The organism is Zobellia galactanivorans (genome assembly GCF_000973105.1).
GTDB lineage: Bacteria > Bacteroidota > Bacteroidia > Flavobacteriales > Flavobacteriaceae > Zobellia > Zobellia galactanivorans.
Genome location: NC_015844.1, coordinates 472971 through 490651, shown reverse-complemented (window position 1 = coordinate 490651; position 17681 = coordinate 472971). Strand labels below are relative to the sequence as shown.

Genomic DNA, 17681 nt, shown 5'->3' with positions numbered 1-17681 from the left:
GGTGTGCTTATAAAGGGGTTTAAGTAATTTGTGGGGGTAATGTAGGGGTAATATTTAGGTGGTTTTAACGTTTAAATCGAGAGAATGTAGTCCGTAAGTTTCGTTTCCCTTTTTAAATCGAGCTTTTTTCGTAGCCTTGAACGCCTGACTTCTACACTTTTGACGGAAATGTTAAGTAGCGGTGCTATTTCCTTAGATGATAGGTTCAATCGTAAATAGGCGCAGAACTTTAAATCGTTGGATGATAAATTAGGATGCAGTTCCTTGGCCCTGGTTAAAAATTCCCTATCCGTATTGTTAAAGGCCTCCATGAAAATTTTTCGGTCTTTTGAACTGTTAAGGTTTTTATCGATCAGTTTTATTACCGGATGGGTCTTGTTGAATGTATCATCACTCTTTTTGAGCTCTTTTTTGACCCTTCTTAGCAATTCGTTTCTCTTGATCAAACTCATTGTAGAAATGGCGAGTTCCCGGTTCTTGCTTTCAATTTCCTGGTTGAGCTTTTCATTGGTTAGCCGTATCATTTCCTGTTCACTTTGAATATACTTCAACTGCATTTCGCGTTGACTTTCGAGCATGGCTTTTCTGTTCTGACGGCGATAGTAGGTCTTATACGATTTGTGCACTAAAAATCCGACACCGAAGATGAGCAGGGCGTATGCCAATAGCGCTATGTTGGAGAGGTAAAACGGACGGGCAATAACAAAGCTGTATTGTATCGTATTCGTTGAAATATGTTTCCCGATTTTTGATCGGGCCCTAAATACGTAATCTCCAAAAGGCAATTTTTCAAAGGTTACGGATGGGGCAGGACCCCATTCGCTCCACGAATCGTCGAGCCCTTCCAATTGATATTGGTAGTTAACGTTGGTATACTTGTCGTATTGGGGTACACTATAATGAAATTTTAGTGTTGATCGCTTATAGGAAAATTGTCCTTCTTCAAGTATGGGGACATCCTTGGTATCCTTTTCGTTTTTTGTAACGCCGACCTTGTCCAACACGATTTGATGGGGCTTGTTCGGAATTTTCTCAAGGTCTATCAACAAGTATCCATTGGTCTTGCCTATAAGGTATTTGTTGTTATCTATTTGGGTGATATTTTCAAAGCTGAGGGTCATTTTTCTCCAATTGTTTCCAATGGGAATGGAGTTGAAGTCTACCATATTGTTCAAGGGCCCTTTTTGGGTATAGCCGATATGGGTCTGGTTAAAGCTCCATAGGCGTTCCTTTTGATCAAATACCAATTTGCCCGATAGATATTCGCCCTCCGGAATGAGCGGACTCAGAGTGCTGTCCTTTACAAATCTTCTTGTGCTAGGCTCAAGCTTGAAAATCCCGTTTCGATTTGTATAGAGCAGATCTTTGCCCATCTTTACTATTCCGGAGCCCTTGCTTTTTTCAATGTCGGGAATCAGGGTCACGGAATCAAAAGACAATAAATCGCTGTTCAGTATTAATCGGTAGACTCCTTTGGTTTCGTGGTTGACCCATATTTCACGAGTCTCTAGAATTTCAAAAAAACGCGATGAAATTTCAAACCCTTTGATTTTGTGGTCTAGTTTCCACAAGCCTGCATCGTTTTTCAATATGGCCAAGCCAGAATAATGGCCGACCAGAAGTTTGTTGGGCTGATCGGGTATGGGCTTAAAGTCCCACGTCCCATCAATATGGGCCACTAACGATGCCGTATTGCCCGTAATGGAAAAGACACCATTGTTGTGTCCGCATAGCAGTTGGTCGTTTTCGGCATAAAGAGACCAAACCTGGCCTTCCGTACCTTTTATAAATTTCAGGTTTTCGTCAGAATCTAGATTTTTATAGAATAGTCCCTGATTGGTGCCGATATACAGCTTTTTGTCGTGTGTGATGGAGGTGTAGGTGGTTCCGAACGTACCATCGCGGTCATTGTACTCCCTTATATACGATTGCCTGTTGATACAATCAAGGCCATTGTCTAGGGCGGCCCAAACATTGGCGTCGGCATCTTCAAATAAATTGAGTACGGTATTGTTACTTAAGCCATTTTTTTGGTTGAATACCCTGGTAATTTGTCCATCGATCGACATTGAAACGATGCCTTTTGAGATGGTGCCCAGCATAAAGCTTTTGTCCTTTAGCTGAATGCCTCTAAATACCCGTGCATGTTGAAGTAGGGTGTCGGCGGGAATATGCCATTTTTTAAGGGTGCGGTTTTCTATTTTGTACAGTCCCTTGGTCCGTGTCAATACCACCAGCCCGTCATTTATTGAGAAGATGTTAAGGAGGAACTTTATGTTGAGATCTTTAGGTATGGTCGCAATCAATTTTTCCGTTCCGTTTTCAAGATTGAAAATTCTTCCGTCGTATTTCTGTAGGTATATTTTTTGGTCGACCTTGAATAACCTGTAGTTGTTTTCTTTGTCCGTAGAAAAGTTCAATTCCTTTGAATCGGTATCGTAAAAATAAAGGCGGTCGTATGACTGAAAGATCACATATTTATCGAGCCCTTCAATATTCCATATGATTTCATCTTCGAAGAGCTTTTCTTTTATGGATTCGGAGATAGAGTGGTAGTCCATTGCCCCTTTGTCGTTTTTGGTCCAATAACCGAACTCCATATAACTACCTGAATAAACCTTGTCCTTATAGGAAGATAATGAGCGAATTGCGGCATTGTTAAGTGAGGGATATAAGACCCATCGAGAGCCGTCATATTCAAGTAGTCCTTCGTTGTTGGCCACGTAAATATAGCCTTCGAGGTTTTGGGTTACGTCCCAATTCTGGTTTTCCGCCCCGTATTCCGAAGCGGAAAACTTAACGATGGGTGGGGTTTCTTGAGCGTGCAAAAACTGTAGTCCAAAAAACAGTACAATCGCAAGTTTATAGAAGCGCAAAAAATGAAAGGCATTTAAAGTATGCATGTTTTTTGATGGTATAACCTATAAACAGTTCAGGCAAATTTATGAATATGTAGCCAATTGCTGTGATTGGCCATGTTTTGATACGTAATAATAAACAAAAGGGGAGGGTTTACCGGTTTTTTGGGCTCTTATTTGAAGGTTGTCTACCATCAACATAAGGAAAGGGGCGGTGCTTTTCTCTTAAAGTTGTAATAAGGGGTGGTCTTCCTCCACTTTAATTTGTAAAAAAGGATAGACCTGGTGAATGTGAGCTCCATTCCTTATATTTTTATGTAATCGAAAGGGGGGGGAGGACCTAGGACATTTTGGCGTCCCTTTAGCTCCTGAAATACGTGTTATGTGCAAATTGATTTCGGTTTAGAGGGATCACGGTTTGAAGGGCAATTTTGATAGGCAGGTATATTGGACTTGGTTTTGCCGTATTTCAAACGGGCTGTATTATGCTAGCTAATGTATTGAGGGTGTTTTTTTGTAGAATGGACCAATGCGGGAAAAAGAAGCAAATATTTTCTGTATTCAGGCTTATTGGTAATGACGGAGGGCATTACGGTAATTGCTAATGGGAATTTTATTTCCCATTGACTCTTGATAGGATGGAGGTGGCATTGGAAGGCAACGATGTTCAAAGCGACTATGGTTAAAATTGAGTCAAAGCTGAAACAACAAGCTATAAGCATGGAATACGGAAGTCGGGTAAACTTTGATTTATGGAGGTTATGATTTTATATCGACAGTAGGATATAAAAACAAAAAGGAGCGCAATTCAACGTACGCTCCTTTTTTAAAACTAACAAAAACTAACTCAAACGTGGTAAGGCTTAGCGAATGAGATGCGCTATTAGGCCTTCCATTATGTTATATCCTATTCTTTCGTGATTCCCCTATCCGTATTTTTTTTTGTTCGAAAAAGGGTGGTGGCGAATATCTATACTTTATTAAATCCGTGTATCACTTGTGTGAGGCGTTAGGCTATGTTATCTCGATATGCCGATGGTGATTTCCCCATTACTCGCTTAAAGACCCTGGTAAAATAGTAGGGGTCGTCATAACCGATGTCAATCGCTATTTCATTTATGCGGAGCGTGCTGAAATCTAAAAGGTGGCAGGCGCGCTGCATTTTTAGGAAGGTAAAATGTTCGATAGGGGTGTGGGAGGTCTTCTTTTTAAAGAGAAGGCAGAAGTGCGAAACGGAAAGGCCCGAAGAGGAGGCGATTTCATGTATACTAAGTTTTTTCTGTATGTTTTCCTTCATAAGGGCAATGGCTATGGAGACAGGGTCGTTGTTCAACGAAGTCTTGGTCTGTGTAAAAAGGGAATGGTATTTAAACGAACCCAGAAGGTTGATAAGCAGCACACTGCTGTATTCTAGATTGTTCAATGAATTTCCCGCTTCAAGGGTATAGTATATTTCCTCAAAAAGATAGGCTCTTTCCCTTAACCTGCTGTTCGGCGTCTTTATCAAGGTCCTTGGGTAGACAAAGGGGTTGATGAAGTGATCCGTGTTTTCCCCGTTAAAATGTATCCAGTAGATGGTCCATGGGTCGGTATAATCCGCACCATACTTGTGGGGCGCGTTTTTAGGTATAATGGAAAACTGGTTTTCGGAAAGATTATGCCGCTTCCCTTCGATTTCTATCCACCCTTTTCCCTTGGCGCAAAAAATAAGAATATATTCCGGACAGCCCTCGGGTCTCTCGCGATAGTGATATTGAGCCTTTGGGAAATAACCGACGTCTGTCACATATAAGCCCCTTGTAAATTGGTTTTTTCTTAAAATTTTGAGGGGTTTTTTATGTAATACTAACATCTTCTGCCCCGTGAAAGCATCCTTTTTTTTCATAAGACTAATATAGTAATAAGAAAATAATCCATTAAATGAATAACATAATCTATTTTTTGATGCCTCGTCAGCGAATACATTTGTTCTATATCGAAGTGGCAGTATCCTTTGGTGGTATGATCATGGCCGATATCGGTATTCCAATAAATTCCTTGTCGTATAAACAATCAGCCTAATTGACATTTGAAAAGGGCTAAATGAAATGAAGTAATGAGCGTAAAAGTCTGGAGCGAAAAAATAATGATTCCTACCTATGAAATCGGAGCTGCCGAAAAGAACCCCATTTTTCTTGAAAAAAGGGTGTATCAAGGCAGTAGCGGAAAAGTATACCCCTATCCGGTGGTCGAGAAAATAAGCGACGAAAAGGTCGAAAAGGAATGGCTGGCCTGTTTTCTCGAAAACGATTTTTTAAAAATTATGATTTTACCCGAATTGGGCGGACGTGTACAAATGGCCTACGATAAAGTAAAAAAACGCCATTTTGTATATTATAACGAAGTGATAAAACCGGCATTGGTCGGACTTACGGGGCCGTGGATTTCAGGAGGTATCGAATTTAACTGGCCACAACATCATCGCCCCTCTACCTACCTTCCCGTTGATTATAGCATTACCGAAAATGATGATCAGAGCAAAACGGTTTGGTGCAGTGAAATGGAGCGTATGTCAGGAACCAAGGGCATGGCCGGCTTTACCTTGCATCCCGATAAGGCCTATTTGGAAATAAAGGTAAGCCTCTATAACCGCACCGATAGGCCCCAAACATTTTTGTGGTGGGCCAATCCGGCAGTAGCGGTCAATGATGACTATCAGTCTGTCTTTCCTCCCGATGTTACCGCCGTATTCGATCACGGTAAACGCGATGTTTCCGAATTTCCGATTGCCAAAGGGGTCTATTATAAGTTTGATTATTCCCCGGGTACCGATATTTCGCGTTATGCGAATATTCCCGTACCTACATCGTACATGGCCATGAAGTCGGATTACAATTTTGTCGGGGGCTACGAAAACGATTCTAAGGGAGGCCTGCTACATGTGGCCAATCACCATATTTCCCCTGGAAAAAAACAGTGGACCTGGGGTAATGGGGACTTTGGCAAGGCATGGGACCGAAACCTTACCGATGCCAATGGCCCTTATATTGAGTTGATGTGCGGCGTCTATACCGATAACCAACCCGATTTTACATGGCTCAAGCCTTACGAGGAAAAATCGTTTTCACAGTACTTTATGCCCTACCAAGATCTGGGCGTGGTAAAGAATGCATCAAAAGATGCGATGTTGAACCTCGTATTCGAAGGGGATAGGGCCCTTGTAAAGGCATATGCCACTGCGGTCTATAACCAGGCTACCGTACGACTTAAGTGTAAACAAGAGGTGCTCTTAGAGGAAAAATATGACTTTAGGCCGGGCCGATCGTATGCCTCGGAGCTTAGTATCGATCCCGATTTGCCCCAACACGATTTTGAACTTTCGATCCTATTGGAGAACGGAAGCGTTCTGTTGGATTGGAGACCGGAAAAAGAACCTGAGAATACCATTCCCGAGCCGGCACAGGCGGCTAAGGAACCTAAGGATATAGAAACGAACGAGGAGCTGTTTTTGAACGGACTTCATTTGGAACAATATCGCCATGCCACTTATGACCCCCTGCCGTACTACCGAGAGGCATTGGAGCGCGACCCAGGTGATATCCGTTGTAATAACGCCATGGGCCTATGGTTGATGGGGAAAGGAAAGTTTGGAAAGGCGGCACCATACTTTTTAAAGGCCTACAATAGGCAGATAGACCGCAACCCGAATCCTTTGGATGGGGAGCCTCTTTTTAATCTAGGGCTTTCGCTGTCTTACCAAGGCAAGTATGCCGAAGCCTATGATGCTTTTTATAAGTCCGTTTGGGATGTTTCCTTTATGGATCCTGGGTATTTTCAGCTGTCACTTCTCGATTGTATGAAGCAAGATTGGGTTGCGGCTTTAGATACCGTAGACCGGTCACTGCTACGCAATTGGCATAATCATAAAGCACGCCACTTAAAGGTGGCCGTACTCCGAAAGCAAGGGGAAACCGAACGGGCCCTATTGCTTATCGAGGAGTCTTTATCCATAGACCTTTTCAATTTCGGATTGTATTTTGAAAAGTACCTTATGGGGAACCAAGGGGCTAAAGAAGAACTGATCGAGCTCATGCGCAACGATATTCATAATTATATTGAAATTTCGTTGGATTATGCCCGGGCCGGTTTGTTCGATGAGGCCATAGCCCTGATAGGGTTGGGAGTTTCCCATTGTGGCCCTGACTATCCGATGGCGCTGTACTTTAAAGCTTGGTTTTTGACCCGGTCGGGGAAAGATACCGCTGCCCTTGAAACCATAAAAGCTGCCGAGAAGGCGCTTCCCGATTATTGCTTCCCGCATCGTTTGGAAGCGGTTTTGGCCCTTGAGTCGGCCATACGTGTCTATCCTGAATGTGCTAAGGCGCCTTACTACTTAGGTAATTTTTGGTACAACGCCCTCCAGTACAACGATGCTATTTCGTGTTGGGAAAACTCGGTCAAGAACGACCCTTCTTTTCCAACGGCACATAGAAACCTGGCCTTGGCCTATTACAATAAAAGGGGCGACTTCAACAAGGCCCTTGACTCTATGGAGGTCGCTTTTGAATTAGATCCCAACGATGCCCGAATTTTTATGGAGCGTGATCAACTCTATAAACGGCTGAACAAATCGGTAGCATTTCGGTTTGAAAATTTTGAGAAATATCCGCAATTGGTATTGCTTCGGGATGACCTGTATATCGAAAAAGCCTATCTCTTGATTATAGAAAGGAAATATAGGCAGGCCTACGAATGGATTATGCAAAGGAAGTTTCATCCATGGGAAGGTGGTGAAGGCAAAGTGACCAAGGCCTATACATCGAGTCTGATAGGTATGGCGCGCGAGGCCTTTGTAAAAAAGGATTTTAAGGCCGCCATGGAAAATTTGGAAAAGGCGAGAACCTATCCCCATAACCTTGGTGAAGGCAAACTGCCGGGTGCCCATGAGAACGAAATCGACTACTGGTACGGCTGTGCCCTTGAGGGGCTTGGCCATATTGAAAAAGCAAATTTGTATTGGAGGAAAGCCGCTTCGGGTGCCAGCGAGCCAATGGCGGTATGGTTCTATAACGATCAGCCGCCTGAAACTATTTTTTATCAGGGCCTTGCCTTGATAAAACTGAAAAAGTCAAAAGAAGCTCTAAAGCGATTTGGAAAACTGATTTCTTACGGGGAGGCCCACCTTGCCGATGAGGTTAAAATCGACTATTTCGCGGTTTCCCTTCCCGATTTGATGATTTGGGATGAAAACCTTGACCTAAGGAATAAAATGCACTGCCAATATTTAATGGCCCTAGGCTATAAGGGTATTGAAGGAGGAAGAAAGTTGGCGGAAGAACTCTTTGAAAAAGTCATGGCCCATACAAATGTCACTTTAGACATGGCCGCCATTATGGAAATCGATTATCCAATACAAACGAATTCAGCACACCACCAAAAATAGAAAGTATGAGCACTTTAAAAATAGTGGAAGAATGTGATCAAGTTTCAGTAATCAATCTCAAACTCGGATGTGATGTGGCCTATAGGGAACTGTTCGACCGATATAATAAAAGGCTGTATTATTTTGCCTTGGGGTATTTAAAATCGCCCGTAGAGGCCGAGGGGGTGGTGCAAGATGTCTTTGCTAAAATTTGGGAAAAGAAGGAAAACCTCAAACCTGACAATTCCTTTAAGGCCTATATCTTTACAATTGCCTATAATTTGATCAAGAAAAACTTCATAAGACGGGGGCGTGTACGCGATTATTTGGCATCGGAAGGTGTGCAGCGAGGCTTTGACCTGTCTACCACGGATCAATTGGATTACAATTTTACCATGGAAAGGTTGAAAAACCTGGTGGCCAAAATGCCAAAGAGAAGACAGGAGACGTTTATCAAAAGCCGTTTTGAAGGCCTTCCCGTAAAAGATATTGCCGTAGAGATGGGAATAAGTCCTAAAACCGTTGAAAACCAGATTACTTTGGCCTTAAAATACCTTCGCGTGCATTTGAACGGTATTGAAGAACCAGGGGTTCTAGAAATATAGTAGGCCCGAAACGAAAGTTTGCGCTCAAAAGACTTCATAAGCCGTTAAATAGGGTATGTCCGTGATTTATTGATCGTGATAGTCCGAACGGGGCAGCGTAATGCCCTCTTATTTCACAATATTACGGTACTCGTACTTTGATCGAATATCGCCTGTCAATCTACAATCTAGACCTAAAGGATCATGTCATTGGAGCGCCCGCTAAACGGAATACTTCCATTTTCTTTAACAAAATTTAACGAAAACTTGTTATGGCATAGGGGAATAAGGACAATATCGGATATTACTTAATAGTAGTGCCTTTTTATTATTTCTAAAGCTTTTCCGATGAAGATGAAATTAGATGAAAAAAGAATTCTTGACTACTTCTCAGGAGAAGATACCCCTAAGGATAGAAAGTACATAGAGTCTCTTTTTGCGGATGCTGAACGGGAAGAAGAATTAAAAGAGTTATTGGCAAGACATTGGGAAGCCTTTTCCCAAGATGATAATTTCCCCGATAAAAGTCTAGGACATTTGTTTCAAAGACCAATCGGCAAGCCGGGTTGTCTAGGAGGTAAAAATATATCCGACGTCTTTCGAAAAATATGGATGGCCTATGCACGTGTTGCCGCGATGTTGCTATTGCCATTGGGACTACTGTACCTAGTATGTATAAATGGGCAAAAAGAAAACGTCCTCGATCAAGTTTCTTCTATTCGTATAAATGCTCCCTTGGGGTCAAAACTTCAATTTACTTTACCCGATGGAAGCACAGGCTGGTTGAATAGTGGTTCGACCCTGACTTACCCACCACAATTTGGAGAAACCCGTGATGTCCATTTAATAGGGGAGGCATGGTTCGATGTGAAGAAGAATAAACACAGGCCCTTTAATGTGGTAACCCCTGATGTTGATATTTCCGTTTTGGGAACCAAATTTAACGTAGTAGCCTACAAGGGAGAAAAAACCGATGTCGTCTTAGAGTCGGGAAAGGTTCTGTTAAAACCTAAAGGAGACCAACAGCAATTATCAATGGAGCCCAGTGAGAGGGTCGTTATCGATTCGAAGACGAACCGAGTAAGTCGTTCGAACATCGTAGGTGACAACAAATTTTCGAGTTGGAAAGATGGCAAATTGGTCTTTCGGAACGATTCAATGGAAGAGGTGGCCCAACGATTGGGCCGATGGTACAATGTCGACGTTACCATAGAAAACCATACAGGTAAAGATTTGAGATTGCGGGCGGTATTTGTAGATGAGGATATTGAGGAGGTATTACGGCTCTTAAAAATGAGTTTCCCTATAGACTATCATATAGAAGATCGAAAAAAGGACGAAGGACACTTTCAGTTTTCAAAGCGAAAGGTCAAAATCACGGTTCGATAATAAAAGAAAAACCAACCAAACCAAAACCAATGCCTATGGTGTAACCTTAATAACAAAAAAAACAGGAAAGTGGTTGCAACACATTCCTGTTAGGGCGATTAGAAGTCACAACCGAATTATAACTACTAAACTATTACAAAATTATGGAAAAAAAACCGAAACGAGGGGGAGCGGAAATGTTTACCCTGCGTAAAATTTTAAGAATCATGAGAATTACCTTTTTCTTGGTTATAGTGGCGATAAGCAGTGTTTTTGCGAACGATTCGTATGCGCAGCACAAAAAGCTATCACTAAAGATGACCGATGTGAGACTTGGTGAAGTTCTCGATAAAATAGAAAAGGAAAGTCAGTTTTACTTTTTGGCCAACCAAGAATCTATTGATCTTGAACGTCTAGTGGACATAGACGTAAGAAACCAGCCTATCAGCTCTATACTTGACTTGGTCTTGGAGCATACGAATATCCGGTATACGGTGATTGAAAAACAGATTGTTCTGACCAACTCCGAAATTCAAAGGATAGTTGAACCTCATATGTCGGCATTGGCGCAAAACGGCATTGCCGCTGTACGCCCTGTGAATACCATGGATATAGGCAAGAGTGCATTTTACCAGATAATCAGGGGAACGGTCATCGATGAAGGCGGACAACCATTGCCCGGGGTAAACGTTTTGGCAAAAGGTACGACTACGGGTACACAAACCGACTTTGACGGAAACTATTCGATAAATGTGCCCGAGGGAGCAACGACCTTAGTTTTTTCATTTATCGGCCTAAAGTCACAAGAAATCGCAATTAACGGGAAAACGGTGGTTAATGTTACCATGATCGAAGATGCTACTGCCTTGGATGAGGTGGTGCTTGTGGGGTATGGAGCGGTAAAGAGAAGTGACTTGACCGGATCAGTAGCTTCGATCAGTAGTAAAGACATAAGTGAGATCCCGACCAATACGGTCAGCAACCTTTTGCAAGGTAGGGCCGCAGGTGTTCAGGTTACTACTGGGGATGGCTCACCAGGTGGTGGGATCAACATTAGAATACGAGGTACCAGTACGATTACGGGATCTACGGAACCCCTTTATATTGTAGATGGCTTCCCGGTGAACAGTGATAATGATGACCTCTATGTTTCAGGAGGTCTGAACGAAGGTGGCGGAGCCGGAAACGATACGAACAAGGTTCGTCCCAATGCACTATCCTTTATCAACCCTAACGACATTGCCAATATCGAAATATTGAAGGATGCCGCAGCTACCGCTATTTACGGAAGTAGAGGTGCCAACGGGGTAGTTTTGATTACGACTAAGAGAGGGAATATCGGAAAGACAAAACTGAACTTGAACTATTCTACTGGGGTTCAGACCATAATCCGTAAAATAGAAACATTAGATGGCCCGGAATATGTAAGAAGATATACCGAACGTGAGATCAATGGGGGCGTTGCTCCTCAAAATGTAAGGTTCAATGGTTCCGATAAATACCACCCAGTGGCCGAAGATGCCAAAACCTTCAACTATCAAGACCTTATTTATCGTCCTGCCATTACCCAAGACATTGCACTGGCTTTTACGGGAGGTAATGAAAAAACAAAATATTTGCTATCTGGGAAATATGTGGATCAACAGGGGATCATGGTAGAGTCAGGTTATAGGGATGCCCAGATTAGGGTGAACCTTGACCAAAAATTGGGCGACTTTATAGACGTAAAAACGAATCTATTATTGAGTAGGTCGATCAATAAAAGAGTGCCAGCTGGTGCAGGTTTCAATTACAATACGGTAACCTATGCTTTGGGGCAGGCGCCTATTCATGACCCGGAATGGTTCGATGAATCGACCGGACTTTGGTATACGGATTCGAAGGTGAGTCAACAGTACACCAATCCATTGAAGATTTTACAGGATATAGACGACCAAATATTCACCAATAGACTTTTAGGTAACGTACAGGCCGATTTTAGAATAACAAAATCATTGACCTTTACAGGTAGTGCCGGTATAGATTATTCCGATGCCACAAGAAAATTCTACCAGAAAAGAACCTTGACCTATTTTGATTCACCTGTGCCAAATGGACAGGCAAGAATCAATGGGGTAGAGGCCGTTCGTACCAATACCAATGGTTATTTTACTTGGACCAATAGTTTTGGCGACCATAATCTAAATGTGGTAGGTGGGGGTGAATTGATATCCCAAACGATATCCAACCTCAATGTAAGTATTGAAGATTTTGCGACCGATGAATTGGGTACCGAAAACCTAGGTGGAGGTAATATTGAGACCGCAGGTTTGAGTAATGGAAAACGCAAGTGGCAAACCGTTGGCTTTTTCGGAAGGATGAACTATGATTTTAAAAGTAAGTACTACGCCAGCGTTAACGTAAGACAAGATGGCTCGTCTGTATTTGGGGCATCGAATAAATGGGGATTCTTTCCTTCCTTGGCCTTGGCATGGCGCCCGACCGAAGAAGATTTTCTTAAAGATCAAGACTTCGTTTCCAACTTGAAACTAAGGGCGAGTATCGGTCAAACCGGTAACGGTTCGCTTGATCCCTATAGTGCCATTGGCCTATGGACCATTGGTGGAACCTATAGCTATGACGACCAGATCGTAAATAGGGTTAACCTGTCAAGAATATCGAATCCTGATTTGAAATGGGAGACGACTACCCAATACAATGTTGGTCTAGATGCACGCTTCTTGAACGGAAAACTTGGTTTTACCTTTGATTACTACTTAAAGGATACCGAAGATTTGATCCTGCCTGTAGTTATACCTAAAAGTACCGGCTTCGATTCTTCCATTCAGAACTTGGGTGAATTGCGCAATACAGGATTGGAATTCGGTATAGACGCCGCCCTTGCCTCAACCGAAGACTTTTCATGGAACATTAATGCAAACGTATCCCATATAGAATCTAAAGCTACCAATGTAGGAGAGGGAACGAACATCGACCCCAACACACAGGAGCCTTATATTGAAGTAGCCAAATGGAACAGAAGGGGAGGACCACGTTTATACGAAGGACAGCCTGCCGGACAGATTTACGGATATGTAATTGAAGGGGTTTTCAGAGACCAGTCACAAGCCGATAACTGGCCTGTAGATATGGATCCTCAAAGAAACTTGCATCAAGAAGGTTTCTATATCTACAAGGATATTAATGGAGATGGTATAATTACCGATGCTGATCAAGAATCTTTGGGAACGGGACAACCTGATTATATTTTCGGGCTTACCAACCGTTTCAAATACAAGGCTTTCGACCTATCCTTATTTTTACAGGGAACCACTGGTTCAGATATTGTGATGTTTTACTCGGGTGATGCGGACAAGGCTATCAATTCCGATTTTTGGACTCCTGATAATAGGGATGCCTTGGTGGCCGTAAATAGTAGCAGCAACAATAGTAGAAAAGGGCTGACGTTCGACAACAGACAGATACAGGACGGTAGCTACCTTCGTCTGAAGAACATTCGTTTGGGATATACTTTCCCTGATGATATCGGTCTGTTAGGTGGACTGAACATTTATCTCAATGCATCCAACTTACTTACGCTTACGACTTACGACGGTTACAATCCCGATGTGAATTCAGGTGGAGGAGAAGCCTTTAGTGAAGGTTTTGACGCTGGGGTTTATCCGCTTTCTAGGACATATACGTTGGGCTTGAATTTTAACTTTTAAAAGGACGAAAAGATGAAAAAGATATATATAAACACCATTTTAATTTTAAGTCTTCTTTTTGCTTCGACCTCTTGTGAGGACTATCTGGAAGAAGAGGTATACAATTCTTTTGGCGATACCGATTTTCCTACGGAAGCCACAATAGAGACCATGGTCAATTCGGCCCACCATTTTATGGGTATGTTGGTGGTTTTTAACCATCGTATGTTTTGGGCAACGGAATTTCCAACCCCTGTTTTTCACTATAAATTTCGTGAAATACACCCAAGGAACAACCTCTCTACATGGAGTTGGAACAACGAGTTCGGAGATCCGGCATACTTCGATATTATGGAACGTCTTTGGGATGTAGTGAGAATGTCTAACGATATCATCGAAAAAGCTCCCCAAATTCAAATGGAAGACGCTGGACGACAAGCGGAAATTGTTGCTGAAGCTAAGTTTCTTAGAGGTATGGCCTATTTCTACGCTGTACGCCTATGGGGAGGAATGCCAATTGTAGACAAGCCACAGACCCTAACGGACGATCTGTTTCCGGCTAGGGCCAGTATTGAAGAAACCTATGCCTTCTTGATCCAAGATTTTAAGGATGCCGCGGCCGTATTACCTACAAGAAGTGAATATACCAATAGAGGTTTCAATGAGGGACATATAACAAAAGGAACGGCCCAAGGGATGTTGGCAAAGGCCTATATTACCATGGGCGGAGCGCCCTTGAACGACAAATCTAACCTAGAGGAAGCTAAAATCTTATTGGAGAAGGTTATGGGTTCTGGACAGTACAGTTTGGTGCAATCGGATACCCCTTATCAGGATTTATGGGACTGGCAGAACGAGAACAATTCTGAAATGATGTATTCGATCCAGAAAGAAGGCCTTGTTCAAAATTTCAGGGGAATGTTCGGGTATATGACCCCAAATGATGCTACGGAAGGTATTTGGACGAGTGGGCAAGATTACTCCAGAGGTTCAGCCTTAGACGGGGTAACCCCTGAATTCGCTAAATGGTATGCGTCTCATGATTCAGGTCCGAGATATAAATGGACCATTGTAACGGAGTATTTGCTTTTAAACGATAAGCCACCTTTTAAGGCAGGTGATATTTTGAATATGGAAGATGGCCCCCAGGCCCAAGCCTATCAAGGAAAATGGAGGGCTGTTGGTGCTGAATTGGACAACAACTTTTTCTGCCCCAACAACTTTCCTGTTCTGCGTTATGCCGATATTTTATTGTTGCATTCCGAGGTAACCAATGAATTGGGTGCAGCCGATTATACCGGCCTTAATGCCATCCGGGAAAGAGCAGGTTTACCTACTTTGTCAGGGTTGTCCCAAGATGATTTCAGGGATGCCGTTTTTATCGAACGTGACTTGGAACTGACCTATGAGCAGAACATGCTCTTCGATATGAGGAGAAGAGGATTGGATTATACCAAGTCGAAATTAGAAGGCTTTTTTAATCCGAACCAGAACGAGTCGGCACCTGGTGCCGGAGATGGTTATCCGCAAGATTTCCAATTTTCCATAGAACCACATCGAATGTTGTTTCCTTATCCACCAAGAGAGTTGCTCTCAAACCCTAACTTAGAGCAGAATCCTGGTTATTAATACTTTTTATCTTAGGGCAAATATGAGTGGTATCCGCTCATATTTGCTTTTTTTATTTCGTTCTTAACCATTAAACTAATCTTTAAACTATGCGCAAAAACAAATTCTTACGAAGACCTGAAAAACACCTAACGCCTATTTTTTCATTTTTTGCCTTCGTCTTATTATTTTCATGTTCGGGAGATAAGAACATGGAGAGTGTAAACCTTACCAGTCCTGACGCTAAATACAGCTTTACCTTCGATACGGGAAATGGAACATCACCTTCGTACCATATTAGTTTTGACGGCCAAGAAGTAATTGCAAGTTCCGGTTTGGGGTTTCAAATGGAAAATGGAACGCAAGCAGTTTCGTCCATTGAAATAGAATCGGTAGAGACCGATGAGGTCAACTCAAGTTGGAAACCGGTCTATGGTGAAAAAAACAGCTATCCCGAAAATTATAAGGAATCACTCATCAAACTAAAGGGCGAAGGGGCTTTATACAACCTCCGAGTTCGGGCATATAATGAAGGGGTTGCATTCCGGTACGAGTTTAAGGAAGCAAAGGGTACCATTGAAAAGGAACTCACCGAATTTTCAGTATCACCGTCCGCTACGGCTTGGTCATCGGTAAGGGCACAGAGCGAGATTTCCAAAAGGAAGGTAACGGAACTCGATACGGTAGTGGAACGCCCCTTGCTAGTACAACTCAAAGATTCATTGTTTACGGCCATAGGCGAAGCCGCACTAGTCGATTATGCACGGATGAAACTCAGACGCGACCTAGATAAAAGCGGTACACTGGTTTCGGAATTGAGCAGTAAGGTCGTATTGGGGAACACGGTTGACAAAACCCCATGGCGCTTTGTCATGGCGGCGAAAAAACCTGCACAGTTGTTAGAGAACAATTATTTATTGTTGAACCTGAACGAACCGAACAAGATAAGCGATACCTCATATATAAGACCGGGAAAAATCATACGGGAATCTACGCTTACAACCCAAGGGGGGATGGCCTGTGTAGATTTCGCGGTAAAACACAATTTACAGTATATAGAATTTGATGCCGGTTGGTACGGTAATGAATACGACGATGCCTCCGATGCGACTACGATTACGATTGATCCTAAAAGATCTAAGGGTCCACTAGATTTATTGAATGTAATCAAGTATGCGAAAAGTAAGAATGTAGGAGTTGTTCTTTATGTGAACAGAAGGGCTTTGGAAAAACAATTGGATGAGGTTTTGCCCTTGTTGAAATCATGGGGCGTAAGCGGTATAAAATACGGTTTCGTGAACGTAGGTCCGCAAGAATGGACCGTTTGGTTGCACGATGCCGTACGAAAAGCCGCGGAACACAATCTTATGATCGATATTCACGATGAGTACAGACCTACGGGCTACTCAAGAACCTATCCCAACCTAATGACCCAAGAGGGAATTAGGGGAGATGAGGAATCACCCGAAAATGGAGAGGTCATAAGTACCATATTTACGCGTATGATCGCCGGGGCCGGTGATCAGACCAATTGCTATTTCGCGCCTAGGGTAGAAGAGAAAATGGGCAGTCATGCCTCACAGTTGGCCAAGGCCGTTTGTATTTATAGTCCATGGCAATTTTTATACTGGTACGATAGGCCCGAAGGGTCAAAACCAGGAGAAGAAGGTGCAGGGGGTACTAAAGAATTCATACAGGAAGTGCCCGAATTGGCATGGTACGATGCCTTGCCCACTACTTGGGACGACACCCGGGTATTGGACGGCTACCCTGGGGAATACGCCATAATTGCCCGAAAAAGTAACAATGATTGGTTCGTTGGGGCTTTAAGCGGATCGACCGGGAAGGATATTAGTTTTACATTAGATTTTCTTGATGCTGGAAAGGAATATGAGGCTACGCTATATTCGGATGATGCCAATAGCGATGCCCGTACCAAAGTAGCGATAGAAACGAGAAAAGTAAGTTCAAAAGATAGTATAGATCATACCCTATTGGCCAAAAATGGTTTGGCGGTCCATATTAGGGCATTATAATAAGTACAACTTCTTGCATTTTATAAAAAACGCTGTTATATACAGCGTTTTTTTTTGCCCTCTACGGAGCAACTGCCAATAATCCTTCCCTAGGGAATTTTACTCGATAATCGAGATTAAATGCTCCGAGGCTTACCTCG

At 42.7% G+C, this 17681-nt stretch carries 9 protein-coding genes; 7 read left to right on the top strand and 2 right to left on the bottom strand.

Features of this window, described 5'->3' with window-relative positions:
* Positions 1-71: 71 nt before the first annotated feature.
* Positions 72-2903, bottom strand: coding sequence for a triple tyrosine motif-containing protein (locus tag ZOBGAL_RS01710; protein ID WP_013991749.1), 2832 nt, complete (start codon positions 2901-2903; stop codon positions 72-74).
* Positions 2904-3867: 964 nt separating this feature from the next.
* Positions 3868-4644 (bottom strand): AraC family transcriptional regulator, encoded by a 777-nt coding sequence (locus tag ZOBGAL_RS01705; RefSeq protein ID WP_158499705.1) that lies wholly within the window; start codon positions 4642-4644, stop codon positions 3868-3870.
* Between the two features lie 134 nt (positions 4645-4778).
* Here ZOBGAL_RS01705 and ZOBGAL_RS23465 point away from each other — a divergent pair, with 134 nt between their 5' ends.
* From ZOBGAL_RS23465 to ZOBGAL_RS01675, 7 genes are all read left to right on the top strand, one after another.
* Positions 4779-4919, top strand: a complete 141-nt coding sequence (locus ZOBGAL_RS23465; RefSeq protein ID WP_158499704.1) for a hypothetical protein — start codon at positions 4779-4781, stop codon at positions 4917-4919.
* 34 nt (positions 4920-4953) lie between these two features.
* The gene (locus ZOBGAL_RS01700) at positions 4954-8280 is read left to right on the top strand and encodes a DUF5107 domain-containing protein (protein WP_013991746.1); all 3327 of its coding nucleotides are present in this window, start codon (positions 4954-4956) and stop codon (positions 8278-8280) included.
* 5 nt (positions 8281-8285) lie between these two features.
* Positions 8286-8864: an RNA polymerase sigma-70 factor gene (locus tag ZOBGAL_RS01695; RefSeq protein WP_013991745.1), complete on the top strand. Its 579-nt coding sequence runs from the start codon at positions 8286-8288 to the stop codon at positions 8862-8864.
* A 327-nt stretch (positions 8865-9191) separates the two neighbouring features.
* Positions 9192-10232 (top strand): FecR family protein, encoded by a 1041-nt coding sequence (locus ZOBGAL_RS01690; protein WP_013991744.1) that lies wholly within the window; start codon positions 9192-9194, stop codon positions 10230-10232.
* 143 nt (positions 10233-10375) lie between these two features.
* A complete protein-coding gene (locus tag ZOBGAL_RS01685) occupies positions 10376-13918 on the top strand; it encodes a TonB-dependent receptor (RefSeq protein ID WP_046287283.1) in 3543 nt (1180 codons plus the stop codon).
* Positions 13919-13930: 12 nt separating this feature from the next.
* On the top strand, positions 13931-15526 hold the full coding sequence (locus ZOBGAL_RS01680; RefSeq protein ID WP_013991742.1) for a RagB/SusD family nutrient uptake outer membrane protein: 1596 nt from the start codon (positions 13931-13933) through the stop codon (positions 15524-15526).
* An 89-nt stretch (positions 15527-15615) separates the two neighbouring features.
* On the top strand, positions 15616-17541 hold the full coding sequence (locus ZOBGAL_RS01675; protein WP_013991741.1) for a glycoside hydrolase family 97 protein: 1926 nt from the start codon (positions 15616-15618) through the stop codon (positions 17539-17541).
* Positions 17542-17681: the final 140 nt, after the last annotated feature.